Source organism: Streptomyces sp. NPDC006207, assembly GCF_040613835.1.
Taxonomy (GTDB): domain Bacteria; phylum Actinomycetota; class Actinomycetes; order Streptomycetales; family Streptomycetaceae; genus Actinacidiphila.
Window position 1 is genome coordinate 68,894 of record NZ_JBEXSX010000036.1, and the last position, 25,409, is coordinate 94,302.

At 71.1% G+C, this 25,409-nt stretch carries 15 protein-coding genes, 1 tRNA gene, 3 pseudogenes and 1 riboswitch; of the genes and pseudogenes, 11 read left to right on the forward strand and 8 right to left on the reverse strand.

Going from position 1 to position 25,409, the window contains the following annotated elements; genetic code table 11:
• Nucleotides 1-422: 422 nt before the first annotated feature.
• The 3 genes from ABZ312_RS26650 to ABZ312_RS26660 all read left to right on the forward strand — a co-directional run bounded on the left by ABZ312_RS26650 (nucleotide 423) and on the right by ABZ312_RS26660 (nucleotide 6,069).
• Nucleotides 423-4,628, forward strand: coding sequence for a carboxypeptidase regulatory-like domain-containing protein (locus ABZ312_RS26650; protein ID WP_500329297.1), 4,206 nt, complete (start codon nucleotides 423-425; stop codon nucleotides 4,626-4,628).
• A 403-nt stretch (nucleotides 4,629-5,031) separates the two neighbouring features.
• A tRNA-Met gene (locus ABZ312_RS26655) sits at nucleotides 5,032-5,106 on the forward strand.
• Between the two features lie 318 nt (nucleotides 5,107-5,424).
• The gene (locus ABZ312_RS26660; protein WP_500438927.1) at nucleotides 5,425-6,069 is read left to right on the forward strand and encodes an aggregation-promoting factor C-terminal-like domain-containing protein; all 645 of its coding nucleotides are present in this window, start codon (nucleotides 5,425-5,427) and stop codon (nucleotides 6,067-6,069) included.
• A gap of 238 nt (nucleotides 6,070-6,307) precedes the next feature.
• Here ABZ312_RS26660 and ABZ312_RS26665 read toward each other — a convergent pair whose 3' ends face one another.
• The gene (locus ABZ312_RS26665; RefSeq protein WP_500329315.1) at nucleotides 6,308-10,375 is read right to left on the reverse strand and encodes a Kelch repeat-containing protein; all 4,068 of its coding nucleotides are present in this window, start codon (nucleotides 10,373-10,375) and stop codon (nucleotides 6,308-6,310) included.
• 828 nt (nucleotides 10,376-11,203) lie between these two features.
• Here ABZ312_RS26665 and ABZ312_RS26670 point away from each other — a divergent pair.
• The 3 genes from ABZ312_RS26670 (at nucleotide 11,204) to ABZ312_RS26680 (ending at nucleotide 14,306) form a co-directional block, all read left to right on the forward strand.
• Entirely contained in the window at nucleotides 11,204-12,682 is a 1,479-nt protein-coding gene (locus tag ABZ312_RS26670; protein WP_500329295.1) for an MFS transporter, read from the forward strand.
• Nucleotides 12,679-13,242, forward strand: a complete 564-nt coding sequence (locus tag ABZ312_RS26675) for a TetR/AcrR family transcriptional regulator (RefSeq protein WP_500329294.1) — start codon at nucleotides 12,679-12,681, stop codon at nucleotides 13,240-13,242. The genes ABZ312_RS26670 and ABZ312_RS26675 overlap by 4 nt, the downstream gene beginning before the upstream one ends.
• A 665-nt stretch (nucleotides 13,243-13,907) precedes the next feature.
• Entirely contained in the window at nucleotides 13,908-14,306 is a 399-nt protein-coding gene (locus ABZ312_RS26680) for a VOC family protein (protein ID WP_500329293.1), read from the forward strand.
• A gap of 35 nt (nucleotides 14,307-14,341) precedes the next feature.
• Here the strand turns inward: ABZ312_RS26680 and thiE are convergent, their stop codons facing one another.
• The 3 genes from thiE to ABZ312_RS26695 form a co-directional block, all read right to left on the reverse strand.
• Nucleotides 14,342-15,031, reverse strand: a complete 690-nt coding sequence (thiE, locus tag ABZ312_RS26685) for a thiamine phosphate synthase (RefSeq protein ID WP_500329292.1) — start codon at nucleotides 15,029-15,031, stop codon at nucleotides 14,342-14,344.
• The gene (gene thiM, locus ABZ312_RS26690) at nucleotides 15,028-15,837 is read right to left on the reverse strand and encodes a hydroxyethylthiazole kinase (RefSeq protein ID WP_500329291.1); all 810 of its coding nucleotides are present in this window, start codon (nucleotides 15,835-15,837) and stop codon (nucleotides 15,028-15,030) included. Before thiM ends, thiE begins: the two co-directional genes overlap by 4 nt.
• Nucleotides 15,838-15,908: 71 nt before the next feature.
• Nucleotides 15,909-17,315 carry a purine-cytosine permease family protein gene (locus ABZ312_RS26695; protein ID WP_500329290.1) on the reverse strand — a complete coding sequence of 469 codons (1,407 nt, stop codon included), beginning with the start codon at nucleotides 17,313-17,315 and terminating at the stop codon, nucleotides 15,909-15,911.
• A riboswitch (TPP riboswitch) is annotated at nucleotides 17,306-17,399 on the reverse strand. It overlaps the preceding gene by 10 nt.
• Before the next feature lie 177 nt (nucleotides 17,400-17,576).
• On the opposite strand from ABZ312_RS26695, the gene ABZ312_RS26700 reads away from it, so the two are divergent.
• From ABZ312_RS26700 to ABZ312_RS26715, 4 genes and pseudogenes are all read left to right on the forward strand, one after another.
• On the forward strand, nucleotides 17,577-17,924 hold the full coding sequence (locus ABZ312_RS26700; protein WP_500356752.1) for a transcriptional regulator: 348 nt from the start codon (nucleotides 17,577-17,579) through the stop codon (nucleotides 17,922-17,924).
• Nucleotides 17,921-18,585 (forward strand): annotated as a pseudogene (locus ABZ312_RS26705) (nucleotidyl transferase AbiEii/AbiGii toxin family protein). The gene ABZ312_RS26700 and the pseudogene ABZ312_RS26705 overlap by 4 nt, the downstream one beginning before the upstream one ends.
• Before the next feature lie 386 nt (nucleotides 18,586-18,971).
• The gene (locus ABZ312_RS26710) at nucleotides 18,972-20,198 is read left to right on the forward strand and encodes an acyl-CoA dehydrogenase family protein (RefSeq protein WP_500438928.1); all 1,227 of its coding nucleotides are present in this window, start codon (nucleotides 18,972-18,974) and stop codon (nucleotides 20,196-20,198) included.
• Nucleotides 20,195-21,436, forward strand: a complete 1,242-nt coding sequence (locus tag ABZ312_RS26715) for a CaiB/BaiF CoA transferase family protein (RefSeq protein ID WP_500438929.1) — start codon at nucleotides 20,195-20,197, stop codon at nucleotides 21,434-21,436. Before ABZ312_RS26710 ends, ABZ312_RS26715 begins: the two co-directional genes overlap by 4 nt.
• Before the next feature lie 383 nt (nucleotides 21,437-21,819).
• Here ABZ312_RS26715 and ABZ312_RS26720 read toward each other — a convergent pair whose 3' ends face one another.
• Together ABZ312_RS26720 and ABZ312_RS26725 are read right to left on the reverse strand one after the other, a co-directional pair.
• Entirely contained in the window at nucleotides 21,820-22,014 is a 195-nt protein-coding gene (locus tag ABZ312_RS26720) for a hypothetical protein (RefSeq protein WP_500329286.1), read from the reverse strand.
• Between the two features lie 722 nt (nucleotides 22,015-22,736).
• Nucleotides 22,737-22,940 carry a hypothetical protein gene (locus ABZ312_RS26725; RefSeq protein WP_499516345.1) on the reverse strand — a complete coding sequence of 68 codons (204 nt, stop codon included), beginning with the start codon at nucleotides 22,938-22,940 and terminating at the stop codon, nucleotides 22,737-22,739.
• Between the two features lie 635 nt (nucleotides 22,941-23,575).
• Here ABZ312_RS26725 and ABZ312_RS26730 point away from each other — a divergent pair.
• The gene (locus ABZ312_RS26730; RefSeq protein WP_500438930.1) at nucleotides 23,576-23,926 is read left to right on the forward strand and encodes a DUF6233 domain-containing protein; all 351 of its coding nucleotides are present in this window, start codon (nucleotides 23,576-23,578) and stop codon (nucleotides 23,924-23,926) included.
• Nucleotides 23,927-24,087: 161 nt separating this feature from the next.
• Here the strand turns inward: ABZ312_RS26730 and ABZ312_RS26735 are convergent.
• Nucleotides 24,088-24,835 (reverse strand): annotated as a pseudogene (locus ABZ312_RS26735) (glutamate--cysteine ligase); the annotation flags it as partial.
• A gap of 108 nt (nucleotides 24,836-24,943) precedes the next feature.
• A pseudogene (locus ABZ312_RS26740) lies at nucleotides 24,944-25,213 on the reverse strand (SDR family oxidoreductase); the annotation flags it as partial.
• Nucleotides 25,214-25,409 lie beyond the last annotated feature (196 nt).

Consider the following 25,409-nt stretch of genomic DNA (forward strand, 5'->3'; position numbering starts at 1 on the left):
ACCCCAAATGTTCCTATGGGTTGACGGCATGACGAAGCCGCCAGCCGATAGGACTCCCGAGGGGCGCAAAGGGATGCACATCCCGTCGAGAATTTTCCGACTTCTCACGCGATTCATTCGGGCATAAGCGTCCAATCGCCCCTGTACGGTGGATTTCGGGCCGGTGCGGCACGATGCCGGCCCCGGCGCGCACCCTCCGCCATCCAGGACCACGGCGGGACCGGCGTGCGCATGCACGACGGCCGCCGGCGTCTCCCGGTCGCCCGCCCGACGCCGCGCACCGCCCTGGGGCCGCTCCGCCAAGATCGGCTCAACCAGCCACCCAGCCAGCAGAAACGATGTCTAATGGCCCCGCAGTGAATGGATTCATTCGCCATCGCCGGCAGCTGATGGCGCATCACCGTCCAGATGGGATCACTTACTTGCACATATCGAGAAAGCTCACGCGCATCGGACGGCACAGACTCACCGCGGGCCTGACGGTACTGAGCCTGTCACTGCTCACCCTGCTGGGGACGCAGGCATCGGCCACCGCACAGACGCCGGCCGGTACGACACACGAGGGCGCGGACACCGGCAGGGGCAACGGGCTGTCCATGGAGCCCTCCTGCTCCACACCCGAGAAGAACGAGTTCGCGTGCTTCGCCCTGCGCCGCACGGACCTCGCGACCGACAGGCGGTCGTCGGAACCGGCCGGGTACGGCCCCGGCGATCTGCGAAGCGCCTACGACCTCCCGGCCAACGGCGGCGCCGGCCAGACCGTCGCCGTGGTCGCCGCGTACGACGACCCCACCGCCGAGCAGGACTTGGCGGTGTACCGGCAGCAGTACGGACTGCCGGCCTGCACCACCGGCAACGGCTGCTTCCGCAAGGTCGACCAGCGCGGCGGCACCGACTACCCGCAGCCCGACCCCGAGTGGGCCGGGGAGATCTCGCTGGACCTGGACATGGTCTCGGCCGTGGCGCCGAACGCGCACATCCTGCTGGTCGAGGCCGACAGCGCCGACCGCGGGAACCTCGGGGCGGCCGTCGACCAGGCCGTCGCTCTCGGCGCCAAGTTCGTCTCCAACTCCTACGGTTCCTACTACGACAGTTACCCCGGGGGCGGTGAGGACCCCGCCGAGACCACCGACACGCACTACGACCACCCCGGTGTCGCCATGGTCGTCGCGTCGGGGGACCTGAACTACGGTGTCCCCTACCCCGCCGCCTCCCCGTACGTCACCTCGGTCGGCGGCACCTCCCTCGCACGGGACCCGAGCGCTCCGCGCGGATGGTCGGAGTCGGTCTGGAGCAACGGGAACGACGGCACCGGCTCGGGCTGCTCCGCCTACCAGGCGAAACCGGCCTTCCAGAAGGACACCGGCTGCCCGCGGCGTACCGTCGCGGACGTCTCGGCCGTCGCCGACCCCGCCACCGGGGTGGCGGTCTACCAGACCTACGGGCAGACCGGCTGGCAGGTCTACGGAGGGACCAGCGCGGCCACGCCGATCATCGCCGGGGTCTACGCGGCGGCCGGAACGCCGGCGGCCGACAGCTACCCCAACTCCTACCCCTACGCCGCCACCGGCGGCCTCAACGACGTGACCAGCGGGGCCAACGGCGAGTGCGACCCCGCCTACCTGTGCACCGCGGGGCCGGGATACGACGGACCGACCGGGCTGGGTACGCCCCGGGGTCTCGGCGCGTTCCGCGGCGGGCCGCGCGGGGAGGTCTCCGGGACGGTCACCGACTCCGGGACCGGCAAGCCTGTGGCCGGGGCCGCGATATCGGGCGGTGACGTCGTGGTGCACTCCGACGCCTCGGGGGCCTACACGCTGTCCCTGCCTGCCGGAACCTACGACATCGGCGTCGAGGCCTTCGGCTATGCGACCGTGTCCACGCCGGACGTCGCGATCCCCGACGGCGCCGCTCTGACGAGGGACTACGCACTCCACACGGTGCCCAGCCGCACGGTCACCGGGAAGGTCACCGACGGTTCCGGCCACGGCTGGCCGCTCTACGCCAAGATCGCCGTGGACGGCTCGCCCGCCGGCCCGGTGTGGACCGACCCCGCGACCGGCGCGTACAGCGTCAGGCTCCCCCAGAACCGCGCGCACACCCTGCGGATCACGGCCTCCCTCCCCGGCTACGAGGAAGTCACCCGGCACCTCGCGGCAGGCACGGCGGCGCAGCAGCTCGACATCCCGGTACCCGCCGGCGTCTGGTCGGCCGGCGCCCCCGCCTACGCGCCGAAGCTGACCGGCCCGACGCAGGAGTTCGCCTCGACGGACTCCGCGCCCGGGGGCTGGTCGGTGGTCAACGCCGAGGGAACGCAGGGCGGCTGGGCGTTCGACGACCCGGGTTCGCGTTCCAACACCACCGGTGGCGACGGTGGTTTCGCGGTGGTCGACAGCGACCACTACGGCTACCCGGCCAGCCAGGACTCCAGCCTGGTCAGTCCGCGGTTCGACTTCACCGACGTCGCGGTCCCCGAGCTGGCCTTCGACACCGACCTGATGCCCTTCTTCGGTCAGACCGCCGACCTCGACGCGAGCACCGACGACGGTCACACCTGGAGGAACATCCGGTCCCTCACCAACGACGCGGCCGGCCCGGCACACCTCGAGGTGCCCCTGGCCGCGTACGCGGGCGAGCCCTCGGTCCGGCTGCGGTTCCACTACTCCGCCTCCTACGCCCTGTGGTGGGCCGTTGACAACGTCTTCATCGGCGGCCGGGAACTCACCCCCACCCCGGCCGGCCTGATCACCGGAACCGTCACCGACGCCAACACGGGCACGGGGCTGGCATCCGCCACCGTCACCGACCGCGACGAGACCGGCCTGAGCGCGACCACGGCGGCGACACCCGACGACCCGAACCTCGGCGACGGCTTCTTCACGCTGACCGCGCCGCCGGGCAAGCACGCCCTCACGGCATCGACGCCGCGCTACACCGAGCGGACCAAGACGGTCGCGGCACGCGCCGACACCGTCGTCACCTCGTCATGGAAACTCGCGGCGGGTCAACTGTCCCTGGCGACCGACCCGATCGAGGCCAGCGCGATCCTGGGCAAGAGCGCGACGCACAAACTGACCGTCACCAACACCGGAGGCGCGCAGGCCACCTTGACGCTGGCGGAACGCGCGGGCTCCGGCAGCACCGACGAGGGCGCACCTCTCCACCGCGTCACCCAGCGTCTACTCCCGTCCTCCCGCGCCGACGGGCACTCCGCGCAGATCGACGGCCGCACCACGCGGACCGCCGGGCGCGCGGCTGCCTCCACCACGGCCGGACCCTCGGGTGACGCCTGGAAGCCCGTCGCCGACCTGCCCACGGCCATCATGGACAACGTCGTCGACACCTACGACGGCAAGGTCTACTCGGCCTACGGGTACGACGGGGAGGACGACACCGGCGACCTGTACCGCCTCACCCCGGACACGGGAACCTGGACCCAGCTCACCTCGTCCCCGCACCCGCGCCGCGCTCCCGCGCACGGCTTCATCGACGGCAAGTTCTACGCCGCCGGGGGCTGGGGCAGCAGCACCGGCGGCATCGACCCGGGCCTGGACGTCTACGACCCGGTCCGCAACACCTGGACCAGCGGCGCGAAGGCGCCCAAGGCCTACGCCGGATCGGGCAGCGCCGTCCTGGACGGAAAGCTGTACACGATCGGCGGTTGCGCGGCCACGAGCTGCGGCACGACCGACGCCTCCGTCTACGATCCCCGGGACAACCGCTGGTCCGAGATCGCCCCGTATCCGGAGCCCATCGCCTGGCAGTCCTGCGCCGCCATCGGAACCAGGATCTACTGCGCCGGCGGCGAGAGCGGAGGCGCCGTCGCCGTCTCCTCCGCGTACGTCTACAACCCCGCCACCGACAAGTGGTCGGCCCTGCCCGACATGCCGATCCCGCTGTGGGGGGCTGCGTACACCGCGGCCAACGGACTGCTGCTGATCTCCAGCGGAGTGACCGACGACAGTCAGCTGACGAACCAGGGCTTCGCCCTCGACCCCGCGACCGGCACGTGGAGCACCCTGCCCAACGCCAACACCAGCACGTTCAGAAGCGGCGGCGCGACGGGCTTCTACAAGGTCGGCGGCACCGTCGACGCGTACGAACTCTCCCCCACCACCACCGTCGAGCTCCTGCCCGGCTACGACCAGGCGGGACTGTCGGAGGTCACCTGGCTCGGCGAGTCCGCCAAGAAGATCACCCTGTCCCCCGGCCAGAAGACGGTGCTCACGCTCACCTTCGACACCGCGAAACTGGAGGTCGCTCAGCCCGGCGCCTACGGCGCCCGGCTGGCCCTGTTCACCGACACCCCCTACGCACTGCCCGACATCCCCGTGTCCCTGCACGTCGACCCGCCCAGGACATGGGGCGCCATCAGCGGAACGATCCTCGGGGCGACCCCGGCAGGAGGCACGGCTCCCCTGGCGGGCGCGACCGTGCAGATCGACGGCTGGGCCGGCTCCTACACGCTGACGACGCGCGCGGACGGCACCTTCGGGCTGTGGCTCGACAGCCGTGACAACCCGCTGACCGTCATCGTCGCCAAGGACGGCTACCGGCCGGCCGTGGCCACCGTGCGGCTCAAGAGGGGAGCCACCGTCACCCACGACGTCACGTTGAAACGGGTATAGCGGCCACGGCCTCCCCGGGACGGCGGCGGCCGTGCGCGGTCCGAAGTGGGCTGCGCACGGCCGCCGCCATGGTCCACCCGGACGATCCGTCCGGTCCCTTGGGCGCGCCGCGCCATCGACCCGAGGGCCGTGGCGGGACGCTCGCCGTAGCCGCGACGGGTTCCTCCCGTCGACAGGCCGGGCGCCGTATCCCCGAGCACGGCGCCCGGCCACCGGTGCGTCGGGCGGCGGGTGCATGGCTGCGGCCGTACAGGGCAGCCGACGGAGTACGGCCGCGCCGCGACCATCCCACCCCCGGTCGTCGGCGCGGCCGCCGCCCATGCGAGCCGTACGGACGCCTCCTGGGCTCGCGACGCCAAATGTCAGCCCGACCCGCCCGGATGACGTATGGTGGACTCACCGACGCGGGGTGGAGCAGCTCGGTAGCTCGCTGGGCTCATAACCCAGAGGTCGCGTGGTTCAAATCCCGCCCCCGCTACGACATCCGGCCCCTGCCACATCATGTGGCAGGGGCCGGACCCGTGTGCACCGCGGTGCCCGGCGGTCGGTGGAGCGACCAACCCATGTGACTCGGAAAACTTCCGACCGTTGCGCTTCCGTGTCCGGATGGGGCAGGCTGTCGATCTTGTCAGGCCCTGCCCATGGCTCACCCGCCACCACCAGGTGTACGGAACCTCGGAATTGAAAGGTGTGCCGTGGGCCGCCCGCGCTCACTGGTGCACGACGATGGAGCCGGTGCGAGGGGGCATGTTCACGTCCGTGAGGTGACGAAGCGGGCGATGCGGAAGGAAACCGTGTGAGCCGGATCTCGGTCCGGGGACTCGCGGTGGCTTCGGCCACTGCGGTCACCACCGTGGGCGCCGTCGTCGGTGTCGCCTCCGAAGGCGAGCAGACGGGCCTGCAGCCCGTCGCCGCCGCCGACACGACGACCGTCCTCGCGGACATAACCGCCGGCCAGCACGTTCAGCAGGCCTCGCTCACGCATCAGGTGCAGGCGCAGACGGACGCCGCTGACGTCACCACGCGCAGGACCGCTGAGGAATCGGCCCGCCGGCAGGCCGCCCAGGACGCCACCGCCCGCAAGGAGGCCAAGAGGAAGGCCGAGGAGAAGAAGAAGGCCGCCGCCCAGGTGGTCACGGCTTCCTACTCCACCGCCGAGATCCAGGCGATGGCGCGCGAGATCATCGGCGACTCCTCCCGGTTCCAGTGCTTCTCGCAGATCGTCACCCGTGAGAGCGGCTGGAACTACACCGCGACCAACGCCTCTTCCGGCGCGTACGGGCTCGTCCAGGCCCTGCCGGGCACCAAGATGTCCACCGCGGGCGCCGACTGGCGTACCAACCCGCGCACCCAGATCAGGTGGGGCCTGAACTACATGAACGCCGCCTACGGCAGCCCCTGCGGCGCATGGTCGTTCTGGCAGACCAACCACTGGTACTGACCAGCGGTTGCTCCCCCATCGCGGCGAGCCGGCACGCTGCTCAGGAACGCCACGGTCCCCTCTGCCGCCCTGACCGACACCATCGGCAGACCCACCGCACGGCCACGGCGCACCCCCGGACGGGGGTGCGCCGTGGCCGCGGAACCTTCATCTCCCGCAGCGGGCCCGGAGTTCACGTCCGGGGTGCGCCGACGGCCCGTCGCGCGGGCCGTCGGCGCCGTTCCCGGCGCTTGCCCGGTTACTTGCGCTTGAGGGTGAAGTTGGCGGTGACCGTCGCTCCCTTCTTCAGCTTCACCGTCGTGACGGTCGGCTGGTAGCCGTCCTTGGCGACGATGACCGTGAGCGGGTTGTTGCGGACGTCGAGCCACAGTCCGTACGTGCCGTCGGCCGACGTGGTGAGCGTGTAGGACGAGGCCCAGCTGTCGATCTGCACGGTCGCGCCCGCCAGGGGTGCGGTGCCGCCGGTGGCCTTGTTGCCCAGGACGAGACCGGTGATCTTCCCCCAGGTCTTGGGCGGGTCGACGTGCAGGCTGACCGGGATGCGCGGCACCGCGTACGGCGTGTCGGTGCCCACGCTCAGGCCCGCCGTGAGGTCACCGGGCTGGGTCACGGACGGAGCCGTGGCGTCCAGCGAGACGGTGACGGTCGTGCTGGCCCCGGGCTGCAGGGTGAGCTCCTGGACGCTGGTGCTCAGCCAGTCGACGTCGCTCGCCCCGCCCTGGTCGTAGCCGGGCAGCAGCTCGACCTTGCTGATCGGCCTGCCGGGGGCGTTGCCGCCGCCCACCTTGAAGAAGCCGGGTGCGCCGCCGCCGCGGTAGGTGGCGACGTTGGCGTTGGGCAGGGCGGCCCAGGTGCCGGACCTCGGGTCGAAGGCCTGGCTCCGGTTGGTGAGGGCGTTGTTGCCGATTCCGCCGACCAGCAGCAGGCGCCCGTTGGCCGCGGAGTAGTGGGTGCCCCACTGCGGGGCCGGGACGTCCGCGAGCTGCGACCAGCTGTCGGCGCCCGGGTCGTAGGCGTAGGTGTGGATGACGTCGTTCTCACTGGCGCCCAGACCACCGGCGCAGTAGATCTGGCCGTCGATGGCGCCGCACGCCTCCCACGAGATGGGCTCGGGGTAGGCCGCGATCTGGGACCAGCTGTCGGTGCCCGCGTCGTAGACGCTGGCGTCGGTCGTGCCGCAGAAGTCGGCGCCGCAGCCGCCGATCATGTAGAGCTTGCCGTCCAGAACGGCGGTGCCGGATCCGGCGTACGGCTTGGGCGCGGAAGCCCCGGTGGTCCAGCTGTCGGACGCCGGGTCGTAGATCTCCAGCTTGGCGTCCGGGGTGCCCGACGGGCCCCAGCCGCCGACGGCGTAGAGCTTGCCGTCGATGAACCCGTGCGCGGGGTCCTCACGGGTGTCGGACGCGCTCGCCAGCTTGGTCCAGGCGCCGGCCACCGGGTCGAGGACGTACAGGTCCTTCACGTCGGTCGATCCGTTGTACCCGAAGGCCGAGTAGATCTTGCCGTCCAGGGTGTCGACGGCGTTGTCCATGAGGGCGGCCGGAAGGTCCGGGGCCGTCTGCCAGGTGTCGTCGGCAGGGACCGCCGCGGCGGGCTTGGCCGTGCCGGCCGGCGCCCGGGCGTTGCTGGACAGCGGGTTGAAGTTGCCCTTGACGGTCTGCAGCGCGGCGCCCTTGGCCTGCTGGGTGAAGCCGCCGGCCTGTTCGCCGAGCTTGACCGTGGCGGCGGCGCCGCCGGTGTTCCTGACGGTCAGCTTCTGCGTCTTGGCCCCGCCCCAGGCGACGGAGGCGGAGACGGAGGCCGGGGTGATCGCGACCTGACCGGCCTTGAGCTTGAAGTTCGCCTGGACGGCGCTGTCGGCCCCCGCCTTGGCGGTCTTGGAAAGCGAGGTGTACTTCGCCTTGGCCGCGGTGTAGGGGTGGCTGCCGAAGGCGGTCGAGACGAACGAGTAGTAGCCGTCGGGCAGGTTCGGGTCGTCGGGGGTGGCCCCGGTGGTGGTCTTCTCGGTGGGCTTGTCCTGGCTGGTGACGGTGGCACCGACGATGCCGCTACCGGTGTTGGCGTCGGTCACGGTGCCCACGACCAGGCCGGCGGGGACGGGGGTGAGCTGCCGGTTGCCGATGAAAACGTTGTCGACGGCCCACCACCAGCCGAAGCTCCCGGTGAAGTGGAAGCGCAGCTGCACCTCGGACTTGCCGGCGAAGTCGGACAGCGAGGCCTCGATGTGGTCCCCGGTGACGTCCGAGCCGGGCGACCAGATCTTGGTCCAGGTCTTGCCGCCGTCCGCGGTCGCCTCGACGGCCGCGGACTGGCCGCCGTACTGCTTGTACTCGGTGTCGAAGGCGACCTCGGGTTCGTTCTTGCCGGTGAAGTCGTAGACCGGGCTGACCAGCGAGGTGTCCTGAGTGACGCCGCCGCCGAAGTGGTCGCTGTCGATGACGGCGAACGCGCCGTCACCGCCGGTGTGGTTGCCGCGGTCGCCCGGGTCGTCGAACTGCCAGCCGCCCGTGGTGTCCTTGGCGTTGTCCACCGTCCAGTCGGCGGGCGGGGCGTCGGTGGCGTCGAACGGTTCGGTGGTGCCGGTCACGTCGACCCGGTATCCGGGCGGGTTCGCCGTCCAGGAGTCGACCGGGACCGCGATGCCCACCGTCTGCGCCGAGTCGCCGACGGTGATCGTCTTGCTGACGGTCTCGTAGCCGGGCGTCGCCGACGCGACGTGCAGGGTGTAGGAGTGCCCCTGGGGCAGGTCCAGGCTGTACGCACCGGTCGCGGGATCGGTCCACACCATGCCGGGGACGCCGTCCGCGGTGATCTTGGCGTAGAGCGGCCAGCCGTGGCCTGAGCCGTCGGTGACCTTGCCGGCGACTGTCTGGCTGGGCACCGGGGAGAGGCTGAAGTTCTTGGTGACCGTGGCGTCCTCGTCGACCACGATCCCGTCGGCCGAGCCGTCGGCGTAGCCGAACGCCTCGACGGAGACGTCGTAGGTGCCGGTGGGCACGGTCAGGGAGTAGGCGCCGGAGGCGTCGGTGTGGGCGATGCCGGTGCCCGCCGTGACGGTGGCACCGCTGACCGCCTTGCCCGTGGCGCTGTCGGTCACGGTTCCGGCGATCACGCCGTGCGCGCCGGTGCGGAACGCGTTCAGACCGGCGGGCGTGCCAAGGCCCGTCGGGCCGTCGAAGCCGGTGGCTCCGTTGCACAGGTACGACGGGGAGCAACTGCCGTTGCTGCCGGTGGTGATGTCGTTGAGTCCGGTACCGGCCTCGTACGGATACGCGTTCGGGTACGAGCCGGCGACGGGGGTGCCGGCGGCGGCGTACACCGAGGCGATGATGGGCGACGAGACGCTGGTGCCGCCGTAGACCGCCCAGCCGTTGTGGCCGTAGGTCTGGTAGACCGCCACGTCCTCCGCGACGGCCGAGACGTCGGCGAGTGCGCGGTTGTCGCAGCCGGTGTCGTGCTGGAAGGCGGGCTTGGGCTCGTACAGCGAGCAGCCGGAACCGGCCAGGCTCCAGGCGTCCTCGGTCCATCCGCGGGGGGTGGACGGCGCGCGGGTCAGCGTGGTGCCGCCGACCGCGGTCACGTACTGCGAGGCGGCCGGGTAGCTCACGCCGTAGCCGTAGTCGCCGGTGGACGCGGTGATCGCGACGCCGGGGTGGTTGTAGTGGGCGTCCAGGTCCGTGGTCTCGGACGGGTCCTCGCCGTTCCCGCCGCGGTAGTCGGTGCCGTAGGAGTTCGAGACGTACTTCGCACCGAGCGCGACCGCCTGGTCGACGGCGGCGGACAGGCTCTCGAAGCTGTTGTCGTCGGCCTCGACCAGCAGGATGTGCGCGTTGGGCGCGATCGCGGAGACCATGTCGACGTCGAGCGAGATCTCACCGGCCCAGCCGGGGTCCGGTACGGGGTAGTCGGTGCCGCCGCGCTGGTCGACCTTGCGGAAGCATCCGTTGTCCGTGGTGCAGGCCGGCAGCCCGAACTGCGCCCGGTAGACGGCCAGGTCCGCTTCGGCGGTCGGGTCGTCGAAGGCGTCCACGATGGCGACGGTCTGTCCGGCGCCCCCGTCGGCGGGCAGGTCGTAGGCGCTCTGCAGATCGGCGGCACCGTAGCCGGCCGGGGTGTCGGCCGCCCGCAGCAGGCCCTTGACCGGCTTCACGTCGGTGCGGCGCAGGGCGAAGCAGCTGAAGTGGCCGGGCTTGGCGTCGTCACAGGTGGGTTCGAAGGAGGGGCGGCCGTCGGTGGCCGAGGCGGCGGACTTCGCGCCTGCGGCCCCGGTGGCTAATGCCGGTGCTTGTACTCCCAGCACCGCCATGGCGGCGGCGCCGAGGACGGCCAGTCCTCTGGTCACCGTCCGGCGGAGGGGGTTGGTGGTTCTCGCTGGTCTGCGCAACGTGACTCCCATGCGTGCGTGCAGGGATAGAGCCGTGTACGGCTCCCGGGCGACGGCGAACGTCCGAGCGTTCACCGGAGCCCATTAGCGAGTTCCGCCCTGTTCATGTCAACAAGGAAGAATCGGCAGCGGTGGTGACCGAACGTCATCGCACGAATGCTGCACGTGCACGACGACGGTGATTGTTGGGCGTTTTGGAGGGGAATTGGTGTTGTAGTGTGTTCGCTGAGTGAACGCTGGGCTTCTGTTACTCGTGAGTGGTCACTGCACGTATCGAGGGCGTGAATACGACACGCGACGGAAAGACGCCAGCACCCCGGAGAATGGATCAAGGTTACCGGACGGCATTTGCGCTGGTCGGCAGCCCATTCGCTGACAACTCGGCGCGCGATAGGTTCGTCCGCCGGATATGTCCTGACGTGACCCGCCGTATCCGCGGAGCCCGCTTGCGGCACGCCCCAATGCCACCTTCCCGGCGTCCGACGGAATTGCGCACCACATCTCGGACGGCGGCTTCCACCAATCCCCTTTACTGACCCGTCATCAGGTTGCATGGGACGATCCGGGGGAATCTCAGGCCGCACCGCATTCCTGATGGACGACTTTGTCGCAGATCGGCTGCAGCACGCATCGGCGTCTTGCACCGCAAGAGACGCGGCCCGCCCCAACCCCGCCGGGGAGGTGTCGGGAATAATGTCATCAGGCGATGACTTCAGCTGAAGACATCGCCTGATGACATCAAGGAGAGCCGTGGAGAATCCCGCTATGGCGGAGCCCCGGTCCGCGCGGCAGCGAGCGCTGGTTCCCGTACTGGTCTCGCTCGGCATGCTGGTCGCCGTGGTCAGCAGCCTCGGCGCCCCACTGGTGCCGACCATCGCCGCCGAGGAGCACGTCTCCCTGAACGACGCCCAGTGGTCGCTGACCGTCACGCTGCTCGTGGGCGCTGTCGTCACTCCGGTGATGGGACGGCTGGGGGACGGTCCACGCCGACGCCCGGTGATCCTCGGGGCCCTGGTCGCGGTGCTCACCGGCTGTGTCCTGGCGGCGCTGCCGCTGGGCATCGGCTGTCTGGTGACCGGGCGCGCGCTGCAGGGCCTCGGGCTGGGCCTCACCCCGCTGGCGATCGCCACCGCCCGCGACGCCCTGCCGCCGGAGCGGTCCCGCCCCGCGGTGGCCCTGCTGTCGATCACCACCGTCGCCGGCGTCGGTCTGGGGTACCCGGTCACCGGGTTGATCGCGCAGTCCTACGGGCTGTACGCCGGATTCTGGTTCGGGGCGGCGGTCAGCGCCGCCGCCCTGGTGGCGGCCGCCGTGGTCCTGCCGCCGTCCCCGCGCCGCGCCGCCCCGCGGCTGGACGTGCCGGGCGCGGTGCTGCTCGGCACCGGACTCGCGGGACTGCTGCTCGCCCTGAGCGAGGCCGAGCTCTGGGGGTGGGACTCCGCGCGGCTGCTCGCCCTGATCGTGGGCAGCTTCCTGCTGCTCGCACTGTGGGTCGTGCACGAGCTGCGGACGGCCCGGCCGCTGGTCGACCTGCGGCTGACCAAGGACCGCACGGTACTCACCGCGAACGTGACCGCGCTGGTGGCCGGCCTCGGGATGTACCTGCTGCTGTCGCTGGTCACCCGGTTCGTGCAGACGCCGCGCGAGGCCGGTTACGGGTTCGGCGCCTCGGTGGCCGTCACCGGGCTGGTGCTGCTGCCCTTCTCCCTCGCCAGCATGGCCGCCGGCCGGGTGGTGCCGCTGCTGGCCCGGCGGGCTCCCACCGCACTGGTGCTGTCGCTCGGGGGCGCGGTCTCCCTGGCCGCCGTGCTGGCCTTCGCCCTGGCCCGCGGACAGCTGTGGGAGCTGTTCGTCATCATGACGGTGGCCGGCTTCGGGGTCGGCTGGATGTTCGCCGTCATGCCCGGCATGATCGTGGGTTCCGTACCCGCACACGAGACGGGCAGTGCGATGAGCTTCAACCAGGTGCTGCGCTACGTCGGCTACTCCACCGGAAGCGTGCTGAGCGCCACGATCCTGCAGGCCCACACCGCCGCCGGCAACGCGCTGCCCACGGGTGACGGCTACCGGACGGCCGCGCTCCTGGCCTGCGGGGTGTGGGTCGCCATGATCCTGTTCACCGCCGTCCTGCCGCCGCGGCACCGGCGCGCCGCGATCACGGCTCCCGCACCGGGCACGGACGCCGTGACGCACGGTGGGGAATCGGCGCGGCAGGAGGCGACACGGTGAACGAGGACACACCCTCGCGCAAGCGCGACTCCACTCGCAGCCGCGAAAGGCTGTTCCAGGCGGCGAGCGAGCTCTTCAGCGAGCGGGGCTTCGACCGCACCACCATCCGCGACATCGGGGAGCGGGCGGGCGTCGACCCGGCGCTGATCGCCCGGTACTTCAACAACAAGAGCGGCCTGTACACCGCGGTGCTGCGCGCCGAACTGGGCGACGCGACCCCACCGGACCTGCTCGCACCCGAGCGTCTGCGCGCACTGTTCGACCGCGGGGACCAGCGCGGCACCGGCCCCGTGTTCCGCGCGGCCGTGCACGCCCACGACGACGACGCCGTGCAGGACGCCGCCCGCGCCCAGTTGTACCTACGTGTGGTCGACCCGCTGCGCGAGCGGTTCATCCGCGACGGGCTGGACCGGCCCCAACTGCGGGCCGAGGTGGCGGCCGCCGCCTTCATCGGGGTGCTGCTGGCCCGCGGCGCGGGAACGCTCGACGAGCTCGCGGCCGCCGACCTGGACGATCTGGTACCCCTGGTCCGTGCGGCCCTGGGGGGCCTGGACGTCTGACGGCGGTCCGTGGGACGCCGGGCGAGCCCTGCCAGGAGTCCGGCAGGCCGTCCCGTCCCGTGACCTCGCCCTCATCCGCCGGCGCCACGTCGTACACCACCAGATGCCGTACGAGAGCCTCGAGCCCGGCCGGCGCAACTTCGGCCGCTCCACTTCGCCGACCCCGCCGCCGGTACGAACCGCTCCGGGATCTCCCGGCGGTGAGTCCTTGCCTTCGCCCTCCTGCGGGGAGCAAGATCGTCTCGCCGATCGAACTGACTGAGATCGGGTGCCTGCGGTTCATGGAGTTGTGATGAGCGGCTTCGCTTGGTGCGTCGTGCTCGCCGCTGCCTGGATGAGCTCTGTTCCGTCTGGCGTACGGACACGTTGCCAACCTGGCGGCGCCGGCTGCCGATGCTGATTCTGGTCGCCGGAGCGGCGGGTGCCGTCTCCGCGTCGTGGCAGAGGTTCGGCACCCCAGCCGTCCGGATCGTCGCGGGTTCAGGCCTCGTCCTGATCCTGGCCGCCTGGGCGGTGAGTCTGCGGGAACGCCGAAGGCGGACCGCCGGCCGACGCTAAGGAGTTCCCTCCGGATCAAGCCCGTCTGTTGCCCCTGGGCAAAAAATTCTCGGATCCGTCGGGCGGGCGACCTACGCTGAGCCCCGTCCGCACTATCTGGGAGAAGCATGACAAGCAGGTTCACCGAGTTGACCGTTGACTGCCACGATCCGGACAGGCTCGCGGCCTTCTGGTGCGAGGTCCTGGACTTCAAGGTGATCGACCGGAGCGAGGGCAAGGTCGAGATCGGCTCATGGGTGCCGACCGTCGAGGATGTCCGGGCCCGCCAGATGCCGCCCACCCTGGTGTTCATCCGCGTGCCCGAGGGCAAGACCGTCAAGAACCGGCTTCACCTCGACGTCAGCCCGATCGACGGCAGCACCAAGGACGAGGTGACCAGATTGCTCGGTCTCGGCGCCGTCACGGTGGACGTGGGCCAGGGCCCGGACCGGAACTGGGTGGTCATGGCAGACCCCGAGGGCAACGAGTTCGACGTCCTGCGCACCTTGGCACCGCAGGACTACTGAGCCGAGCGAACGACGGCCCCGCGCAACACGCACCGTCAGGCGGGGTTCATCTCCCGGCTCCGGGTCGGCACACGACCCCAGGCGAGGGCGTACGCGCGAGCCGCGGCACCGGGGTCCTCGGCGGCGCAGATGCCGGACACGACGGCCGCGCCCGCTGCCCCGGCCTCCCGCAGTCGCGGGAGGTCGGCAGGGTTCACACCGCCGATGGCCACGGCGGGCAGTGCGCTGAGCCGGGCAAGGCGGGCGAAGCCGTCAAGGCCGAGCGAAGGCGGGGCGTCCGCCTTGGTCCGGGTCGCGTGCAGCGCGCCGATGCCGACGTGGTGGACGCCTGCCGGATCCTGGGCAGCGGCGCGCAGTTCCTCGGGGGTGGCGGCGCTGAGGCCCAGGATTGCGTGCGGTCCGATCAGTTCGCGGACGGCACCCGGAGGCAGGTCCGACTGCCCGATGTGGACGCCCGACACGCGTATGCCCCCGGCTCGGGCGGCCAGGAACACATCCACCCGGTCGTTGACGATCAACGCCACGCGCCCCGGGAGGACCGCGGCCACCTCCGTGACCGTGCGCAGGAAGGCACCGCCGTCGGCGTGCTTCTCGCGGATCTGCACCGCGGTGACGCCGCCCGCCACCGCCTGGGCGACGGTCTCGGCCACGCTGCGGCCCCGGGCCGTGCACTGGGCCGCGTCCGTGACCAGGTAGACCGACAGGTCGACCGGCGTCCCCGTCACGACACGGCCGCCCGCTCGGCGATGTCGGACTCCCGCAGCGCGGCGAGCGCGTCCAGGAACTCGACGGCGAAACTGCCGGGACCGGAAGCCTTCTTCGCGGCCAGTTCGGCGGCGATCGTGTAGGCGGTGACGGCCGCCACCGTCGAGGCGAACGGGTCCTCGTCCACCGCCGCGTAGGCGGCCATCACGGCACCCAGCGCGCATCCCCCGCCCGTCACCCGGGTGAGCAGCGCGTCACCGTTGGCGATGCGGGCCGTACGCACCCCGTCGGTGATGAAGTCAACGGGGCCGGACACGGCGACCACGCCGCCGGTCGCGCCGGCCAGGCGCTGTGCCGTCTCCTCCGCCGCCTCGACGCCGTCGGAGGAATCCACTCCGCGGCCGCCATCGCCCGCTCCCGCCAGCGCGATGATCTCCGAGGCGTTGCCCCGTATCACCGTCGGCCGCAGCTCGAGGAGCTGGTGCGCCAGCGCGGTGCGCACGGGCAGCGCGCCGACCGCCACCGGGTCGAGCACCCACGGGGTGCCGGCCGGGGCGGCCGCATGCGCGGCCTCGACCATGGCGGAGCGCTGCTCGGCGTGCGGGGTGCCGAGGTTGACCAGGACCCCGGAGGCGACCTGGGCGAACGGTCCGGCCTCCCCCGGGATGTCGACCATGGCGGGCGAGGCGCCCAGCGCCAGCAGGACGTTGGCGGTGAACCCCGTCACCACCGAGTTGGTCAGGCACTGGACCAGCGGGGAGTGGGCCCGTAGGCGCGTGAGCGCCTCCGCGGCGAAGGCGGTGTGGTCGGCGGACGTCGGGGGCATGCGGTGTCGCTCCTTGGGGGGACGGACGTGTGCGGGCGCCTGCGATGGTCGGCGGTTCGGGACGTGGCGGTTCAGGGCCGCGAGCGCTGACGCAGACGCAGCGGGGTGTACACCGCGAGGGCCACGAGGAAGGCCACGTAGTACGACAGGTCCGCGCCGTGCAGGGCGTCCGCCACCGGGCCGACGTACAGCGTGGTGTCCATGAACGGCACGGCCGCGGCGAAGGCGGCCACGAACGCGACCACGGCGGGCAGGCCGGGCTGCGGCCGGTCGGTCTCGGCGGCGAGGTCGATCTCCGCGCCCGCCCGTTCCCGTGCCCGCACCAGCCAGTCGACGATGACGATCGCCACGAATCCGGGGATCCAGTAGCCGACGAACAGCAGCACGTTCTGGAAGCGGGCGGTGGTGTCGGCAGCGTGCATCCACAGCACCAGGGGGAAGCCGAGCACGGCGGCGAAAGCGGCCGCCGCCGGGCGGGGAACGCGGACGCCGACGGTCTGCAGGGCCAGGGATCCGCTGTAGTCGTTCATGGCGTTGCTGCACAGGGCGGCCAGGGCCACGGCGAGCAGCCCGAACGCCCCCAGCGGCCCACCGCCCAGCAGATCGGCCACACCTGCGGCGGTCTGGTCGGTCAGGACGGACGCGCCCCACAACCCCAGGACCTGGACGGCCACGAAGGACACCACCAGGCCCGCCAGGGTGAACCAGAACATGCGCGAGCGCGAGGTGCTCCGTGGCAGGTAGCGGCTGAAGTCGCTGGCGTACGGGGCCCAGGACAGGGACAGGCTCAGCGCGATGGTGCTGGTCAGGACGAACGCCCCGCCCCGGTCGGCGCCGTGGGCGGAGCCGGTGACCGCGGGGTGGACGCCGTCGAGCAGCTTCCAGGCGATCAGGGCGAAGGCGACGGCGAGCACGAAGGTCATGACGATCTGGAGCCGGTGGATGGCCTCGTAGCCCAGGACGCCGAGAGCGCCCTGCCCGAGCATCATGATGAGGACCCCGAGCCAGAAGGGCAGGCCGCACAGCCGCGCCAGCGCGTCCCCGCCGAAGAGCCCGATCAGCGCGTCCCAGGCGACCGAGGACAGCCACTGCAGGATGCCGGGTAGCGCGACGGCCCGGCCGAAGGCCAGCCGGGCCAGCGGCAGCTGCCCCGCACCGGTCCGGCTCCCCCAGGTGCCCAGGTAGGCGGTGGGTATCGCGCCGATCACGGTGCCGAGCACCACGGCGGTGAGCGCGGTGGCGAAGTCCAGGCCGAGGACGATGCCGATGGTGCCGGTGAACACGCCGGTCATGGTGAGGTTGGGGGCGAACCACACGGTGAACAGCCGCCCCGGTCCGCCGTAGCGGTTGCCCTCGGGGACCGGTCGTATGCCGTGTGCTTCGATCCGCAGGTCGCCGGCGGCCGCCGGCATGCGGCCGTCGAAGACGGTCTGTCGGCTGTCGGCGGGCAGACCGCCGGAAACATGCGCCAATGGCATGGAGACATCCCTCCGCCAGTACGAACTGGTTCAGGTTCGACGGGTGTGATCTCAGCCCTCGGCGGGGCACCCCGTGTCCGGTACGGGGGACAGACTAACCCGACGGCGACGCCCGGTGCGCCTGCGGGGCGCCCTCCCGCAGGGACCCGTTCGCGAGCGTTCACCCGGCGCCTGGAGGGGCGTGACGGTCACGGCGACGGCGCCCGCCACGGATCGGCGGGTTTGTGGCCCCGGTACCGCGGGCTGGGAAATAATCGGGGCATGGCATCGACGTCCAGCACCACAGAGCTGCGCCGCGAGCGGTTCCGCAGGCGGCTGCCCGCGGAACTGTCCGCTCTGCGGGGACCCGCGCACGGGACGGTCGCCCTGCCGCTGCACCTGGCCTGGTCGGGCCTGACGGAGTTCGATCTGGACCAGCCGCGGCTGCGTATGAGTTGTTACCGGACCGTCCTGGCCGAGGGCCTCCACGACGACTTGGTCCGCTACCTCGACCGGGACCTTCTCATCAAGCTCTGGCCCGTGCTTCGCACGCTGATCAGCCGCGACATCCGCGACGTCTGGGAAGCCGCCTTCAGCGAACTCCCCACTCGGGCGCCTCGAGCAGCGTGAACCTCGATCCACTGCACCGCCGGCTGCTGGCGGACGTCCTCAGCATCGGCAGTCCGTATCCCCTGGTCCTCACGGGTGGCTACGCGGTGCAGGCGCACGGCCTGGTCCAACGGCTCAGCCAGGACCTCGACGTCGCCACGGACAACAACGACCCGATGGACCAGATCGCCGCGACCGTCACCGCCGGGCTTCGCGACCGCGGCTGGCAGGTGCACGTCGTGGAAGCGGACCGCTGGCCGCACGTCCCACCGTGACCGACCCGGACAGCGGTGAGGAATGCGAGCTCGACATCCTCAAGGAAGTCCTCACCCGCCCCGCCGTGATCACCGACCACGGACCGGTCCTGTCCCTCGAAGACGTGGCGGGTACCAAGGTCCGCGCACTGGCCGACCGCGGGATCGCCCGGGACCTCATCGACGTCCGAGCCGCGGCCCACCTGTGGTCCTCGATCGAGCTCGAAGCGCTCGGCCGCCGCCACGCCCGCGACGCCTTCGACCTGGAGGACCTGCTGGCCCGCCTGGACGGCGCGGACTGGATCGACGACACCGAATTCGCCGCCTACGGTCTCACCGAGCCCGCGATCGGCGAATTGCGCCAATGGGCCCAGGGATGGGCAGACGATCTCACCGCCCGTCTCCACGACCAGCCGCTCGACGACTGACCGCCCTCAGCGACGGCAGGCTCGGTCGCGGAAACCGGACGCTTCGCCCGTGGAGGTACCGGCAGCCGTGGACCAGCCGCACGTGCGGTCCGCAGGGCCTGGCCCTGCTGGCGCTGCGCCGAAGTGTCACGCAGCGGCGCCGGCGCACCGCCGCCGGCATGACGTTCCGGCAGTTCCCGCATCCTGCCCCGCCCGCCTCTCGCGCACCGTCGGCGACGGGCCACTCGGGTGGTCCGCGGCGACACCACCACGCTGGGCGGCGCGGGTCCGGGGGCGCCGCTCCGGATCCGCGTTTAATCGCGCTCGGATCCGAAAAGCCGGGGGCTGGGAGCGCCGGCGGGCGCGGATCTCCGGGCCAGGCCTCACAGCGCTTGAGGGAGATTGCCATGAGCGGCACCACGACCTTGCCGGCACCGTCCGGTCCCTACCTGGGCAAAGGGTTGCTGCCCGCAGACTTCTACGCCTACGAGGAACTGCTGTCGGACCGGGAACGGGAGAAGGTCGAGTCCGTCCGCGAGTTCCTCCGCACGCAGGTCGCCCCGATCGTCGACGACTACTGGGCCCGGGCCGAATTCCCCTTCCAGTTGGTCGAAGGCTTCGGGAGGCTCGGGCTGGTGGACTGGGCCGACCCGGAATCGACGGGATCCAGGCCGAGCAACCTCTTCGCGGGTCTCATGGCCTTGGAGCTCGCCCATGCCGACGCGTCGGTGGCGACGTTCTTCGGCGTGCACACGGGTCTGGCCATGGGCACCATCCTCGCCTGCGGCTCCGAGGAACAGCAGCGGAAGTGGCTGCCGGCGATGAGCCGCTTCGAGAAGATCGGCGCCTTCGGGTTGACCGAGCCGCACGGCGGCTCCGACGTCGCCGGCGGGCTGCAGACGACCGCCCGCCGCGACGGCGACGGATGGATCCTCGACGGCGCGAAGCGGTGGATCGGCAACGCGACGTTCGCCGACCTGGTCGTCATCTGGGCCCGCGACGTCGAGACCCGTCACGTGCTGGGCTTCGTCGTGGAGAAGGACACGCCCGGGTTCACCGCGACGAAGATCGAGAACAAGATGGCGCTGCGGATCGTGCAGAACGCCGACATCGTGCTCGACGGCTGCCGGGTTCCGGAGACCAACCGGCTGCAGAACGCGAACTCGTTCAAGGACACAGCGGAGATCCTGCGCCGGACCCGCAGTGGGGTGGCGTGGCAGGCGGTGGGCATCATGTTCGGCGCTTACGAGATCGCCCTGGAGTACGCCAAGCAGCGGGAGCAGTTCGGCCGGCCCATCGGAGGCTTCCAGCTGATGCAGGACCTGCTGGTGAAGATGCTCGGCAATGCCACGGCGTCGTGCGGGATGGTGACGCGGCTGGCCCAGCTGCAGGACGCCGGGGTGTACCGGGACGAGCAGTCCTCGCTGGCGAAGGCCTACTGCACCGTGCGGATGCGGGAGACCGTGGGATGGGCGCGCGAACTGCTGGCCGGCAACGGCATCATCCTCGACTACAAGATCGGCCGGTTCGTCGCCGACGCCGAGGCCATCTACTCGTACGAGGGCACGCGCGAGATCCAGACCCTCATCGTCGGGCGTGCCGTGACCGACGGCCTGAGCGCTTTCGTGAGGTGACCAAGTTGACCACCGAATCCGTGTTCACCGGGCTGAAGGTCCTCGACGCATCGAGCTTCATCGCGGCACCGGCCGCGGCCACCATGCTCTCCGACTTCGGAGCCGACGTCATCAAGATCGAGCCGCCGGGGAACGGCGATCCCCAGCGGCGGCTGGGCTCCGTACCGCCCAGTCCCCAGGCACGGGCCAACTACAGCTGGCACCTCGCCAACCGCAACAAGCGTGGCATGGTGATCGACCTGAAGTCCCCGGCGGCCACCGGGATCCTCAAGCGCCTCGTCGAGTGGGCCGATGTGGTGATCACCAACTTCCCGCACGGCACCCGCGAGAGACTGCACCTCGGCTACGACGAGGTCGCGGGCTGGAACCCGCGGGTCGTCTACGCCGACATCACAGGCTTCGGTGACACCGGCCCCGACGCCGGGCAGCCGGGCTTCGACCTGACCGCCGCCTGGTCGCGCAGCGGGCTGCTGGCCTCCACCCGGGACGCGGGAGCACCGCCGACGGTGCCGGTCTGGGGCAGCGGCGACTACATGTCGGCGATCGCCGTCTACGCGGCGATCGTGACCGCCCTGTACCGCCGTGAGCGAACGGGACAAGGGGCCAGTGTCGGGACGTCGCTGCTCGCCACGGGCGTCTGGGCCACGGGAACCCTGGTGGCCGGCGCACTCGCCGGCGGCACGTCCTTCGAGCTGCACGACCGGAAGGCGCCGGCGAATCCGCTGGTCAACCCCTACCGGACCGCGGACGGCGAGTGGTTCATGCTGGTGGCGTCTCCCCCGCACTGGCCGGGACTGACGCGGGCCATCGGGCGCCCCGAGCTGCTCGAGGACCCGCGTTTCGCCGACGTCGAGGGTGTCCTCGAGAACGCCGCCGCGCTCAGCGAACTGCTCGACGCCGATTTCCGCGCGCGGCCCTTCGCCCACTGGAAGGACGCCCTGGGACGAGAACGCGTCACCCACAGCCTCATCCAGACCCCTGAGGAGGCCGCGCAGGACCCGCAACTGCGCGCGAACGACATCGTGGTGCCGCTGGAAGGAGTCACCGGGCTCACGGAAACCATCAGCAGCCCGGTCAACCTGCGAGGAGTGCCGAAGGTGCCGGCGAAACGTGCGCCGGACCTGGGCGAGCACACCGACGAGATCCTCACCGAGCTGGGATTCGGCCCCGCCGAGATCGCCGAACTGCGCGCCCAGGGAGCGATCCCCGGCGGGACGGAAACGAAGGCGCCGCGGTGAGCGGGGCATCAGCGTACGGGCCCCGATCCCTCGGGCTCGGCACCGAGCACCAACTGGTCCACGTGATCTACCGCAACGGCGCCCGGTACCTGGTGCAGGCATGGACGGAGAGGGCGACGCTCGCCAAGAGCGCAGCCGTCGCTGCTACAAGCCGTGGTGGGTACGCTCCAGGCGGCAATCCTTTGTCTGACTCCTGCTCCGGAAGCAGACGGAGCTCTGGCGTGAGGGCGTGAAGCTGGCGGGGCGCAGGCGCCTGGCGCCTGCCCCGACCCAAGCTCCCGCGTAGTAGAGCGGCCGCGCCGCGGACAGGGGAGGTACGTCGGCGGGGCCGCGTACGGCGCCCGCCCGGTACTCACCACGTAACTGGGCGAGCTGCTGGGGGCCTAGGGGCTGCGCTCCGCATGGGCAGGGATCAGTAGATTCCAGCCGATGCCGGAGCAGTCCTTCGGGACAGGAGGGAAGGTGTGTCCCTCCACGTCTGTGCTGGTGAAGCGATGGCCCTGGCCGCAGGTGCATTCGTAGATGCCGCTGACCGGGACCCTCTTTCCGGGGAGATTCACGCGGGTTTTCTCGTCCATCACGTCCTCCTCGCCGACCGGGGCCTGAATGGAGCAGGCCCCGGTCCGCAAGGCGCTGACCACCGAGAGGGGGAGCCCCTCGGGGCGCCGCCCGGTCGGGGGGCGAAGCGGGCGGCGCCGGCAGATCGCCTTACCTCGCACACGTCGCCGAAACCTCCTAGGCGGGAACATCTACAGCTCCGGGAGGCTGTGATCCGCATGCGGCAGCGGACGAGGCCGTCCTCAGCAGGTCGAGCAGCATGCTGCTTCCGTCGGTCGCGCGGGCCTGAATCCGGGCGCGAACGGGGGCGACCTGGTCGACGGGGCCGGTGAGGACGATGTCGACGGCGTCGTAATCGGGCGGTGGAAAGAGGTCGTTTTCGACAGTGCTCAAAGCGTGTCAACGGTTCGTACTGGGCGGCGGGGCCGGGGCGGTGGCCACTCGAGGGAGTGGCGCCGGCTGGGCTGTGCCGCTCCCCCGCCATCAGCGCCGCCACTGGCGCTCCCACCAGCCCACAGCGAGTGCGTCCAGGCCTGCACCTGATGCTGCAGACACTGCAGCACTCGCGGGCACACGGCACGGACCGGTGCCCGCGGGCGCCACATGCGCCTGCGGTTGTGCGCGAACGGTGCGGAGAGCAGAGTGCCGGCGCTTGTGGCAGGCGCCGACTGCCGTCGTAGTCTGAACTTGTCCGTCCGGCCGGATCAGGCCCTACGGGGCCGATTAAGGCCGGGCGGGCCCGTCACCACACGTCGGGGCCGCCGCCGCGCCACTCGATGACGTCGGGGTCGGCGATGTCGAACCAGGCGGGATCGAAGCCGGCAAGCCAAAGGAACTGCTCCAGTTCTGTCATGTCGCGGGCAGTTCCGAAGTAGACCCCGTTGATCGTTACTCGGCGGCCGTCCACGGGCGGAAGGACGATGACGGACGGCTCCTTGGCAGGCATATGTCCAGCGTGTCTCGCGCGGAACGCGGGTGCATGCTGGACGTGTTGACCGACGGCGTCTCCCGCCGCTTAGAAACCGACTCCGGACCCGGCGGCATCTTGGTCGTGTGCCGCGCCGAGGCGTGCGACAAGCGGGCACCGAGCGTGTTGGCTGCGGCGGCGGGCAGCACGCTGGACCCATCGACCAGGTGACGGAGCGGCCCCTCCGAAAGCCCCGGAAGGAAGCGACGGGGACCGCGTCTTCGAGCCCATCCGGCCAGCCGCGTGGACCACTTGCATGGCCAGGCAGGCGAAAAGCGACCCCGCCCCGAGGGCTGACTCCGTTCCGCATGGGCAGGGCCGGTGTACCACTGGGAGCGGGCGCAGGTGCCGGACGGGGCCGTTTCGGCCTCCGCCCCTCGGCTGCGGGTATCGGTAGTCGGCGGCATGTACGGACTGCCTGGGGGGGTACGTGGTCAGGTGCGGCTGGGGGTCCGAGTCCGGCGTGAGCCGCGGCACTGTGCGGAGAACCTGACCGCGGCCCTGCGGGAAGACCTCATCATGACCGCCCCGGGCATGGTTCGTTCGTCGACGAGACGGCCACCGAGAGCTGATCCCGCTGGCTCGACACGCTGGCCAGCCGTACAGTCGAACGTGTGAGCGACTTGCCGCCTGATGCTGAGCGGCTGCGGGTAATCCGGTTGTACCTGCAGTTGCAGATCGACGCGGTCGACGCGAAGATCCGCGAGGTCGAGGAGAGGGAGCCTCGACCCGCTGCCGCTGCTACGCCACCGAAGCAGGAGAAGTCGCACGCCAAGGACGGGATCGGCTGGCGCCTCCAGCACATACCCAAGGGCGGGTCCCTCCACGGTGTGATCCACCGCGGCGACTGCCCGGACGCGGTCGGCGGCTGGCTCAGCCCCCGCGAGGTGGAGATCGCCCTCGGCATGCCCGACGTCGAGGCCTGCCCCCGCTGCCACCCCGCGCGCACCGCAGCCAGGGCCTGAAGACACGAAAGCGCCCCCCGCCGTTCCGAAGGACAGCCGGGGCGGCCCAGTGCTGGAGAGAGCGGCGCCTGCCACGCCCGTGAGGGCGCGACGGCCGGCAGTGGCCTTCAGGGCGCTCGCACACCCTGACGGCCTTCCACTTGCGGACCGCACATCTGGTCCTACCGCCATGCGTGGGTGCGCTGGACGCACGCGGCGACGACGTCTTTGAGGCTGCCGTTGCGCTCCAGCAGTTCGCGCTGGGCCATCGCGCCGTTTCCTGCCCTGAGTAACGCGGTGAGCGCGTCGCGGGCTGTGGGCAGGTCTCCGTTGTCGTCCAGTGAGTCGTGGACGTGGTCGAGCAGCGCCCGCAACGCCTCTTCGGCCGGCACCGGCTCCATGGTGAGAGGGTGCACGAGCTTTCCGGTCAGGCCGGAGCGTGCGGCCTGCCAGCCAGCCGCAGGAAGCCGACGGGGTGGCCGGCGACGGGGGTGCCGTTCCGCCAGTCGCGGGCGGCGGTGTCGACGAGCGAACGGATCAGTGCGCGAGAAGCCCCGTAGTGGAGGCGTCCAGGCAGACGTCGGCGATTCTGATCTCCACCGTCGGGTAGGTACGGGACAGCCTGGCGTCGGAGTAGATCATGCCTTCGTCCCGGAGCGCCCCAGTGGCCACCATGGTGCGCACCAGGGCGTGGTAGCGAGCGGCGGACCCGAAGGGCTCCACGGGAGCGGCCGACGGCCGTCTGCCCCATACACGGCTTCGGTAACTGGCGTAGCCACTGTCCTGCCCCTGCCAAAAGGGCGAATTGGCGCTCAGTGCCGGCGGCAGCCAGGGGCGGATCCGGTCCAGAACGGCCACGCCCTCCTCGTCGGAGCCCACCGATACGTGGACATGGCAACCGCAGGTCAGCTGCTCGTCAGCGGTCAACCCCCCATGCCGTCCCTGCCTCAGGCAAAGCCATCAGCATGTCGTCTCCTCAAGCGAAAGAGGCGTTGTTGATCCCGCGTCTTCCCGGTCGGTGGCGGCACATGCCGCTCCTCAGGGCAGCGGCGTGCCGCCCGTGGCGTTGACGGCCTCCGCGGTGATGTAACTCGCGCGCTGGGAGGCGAGGAAGACGTACGCCGGGGCCATCTCGGCGGGCTGGGCGGGGCGGCCCAGCGGGGACTGCTTCCCGAACTCGGTGGTGTCCGGGAGGGTCGCCGGGATCAGGGGGGTCCACACCGGCCCTGGGGCCACCGCGTTGACGCGGATCCCCTGGGAGGCGACCATCTGGGCCAGTCCCTGGGTGAAGTTGACGATTCGCCCTTGGCGTGGAAGATCGCGGCTGGGAACGACGCACAGATTCACGCGACGAGCGAGTGCCTGAAGCAGATCGGCGAGGTGTTCGTCCAAGTGGTGGGTTCCCTGGCGCTAGGACTTGTCCGGGCGATCATGTGCGGAGCCAGATGGCGAGTGCTGCTGCGGTGGCGGTGCCGAGGTAGACGTAGCCGCGCTTGTCGTATCT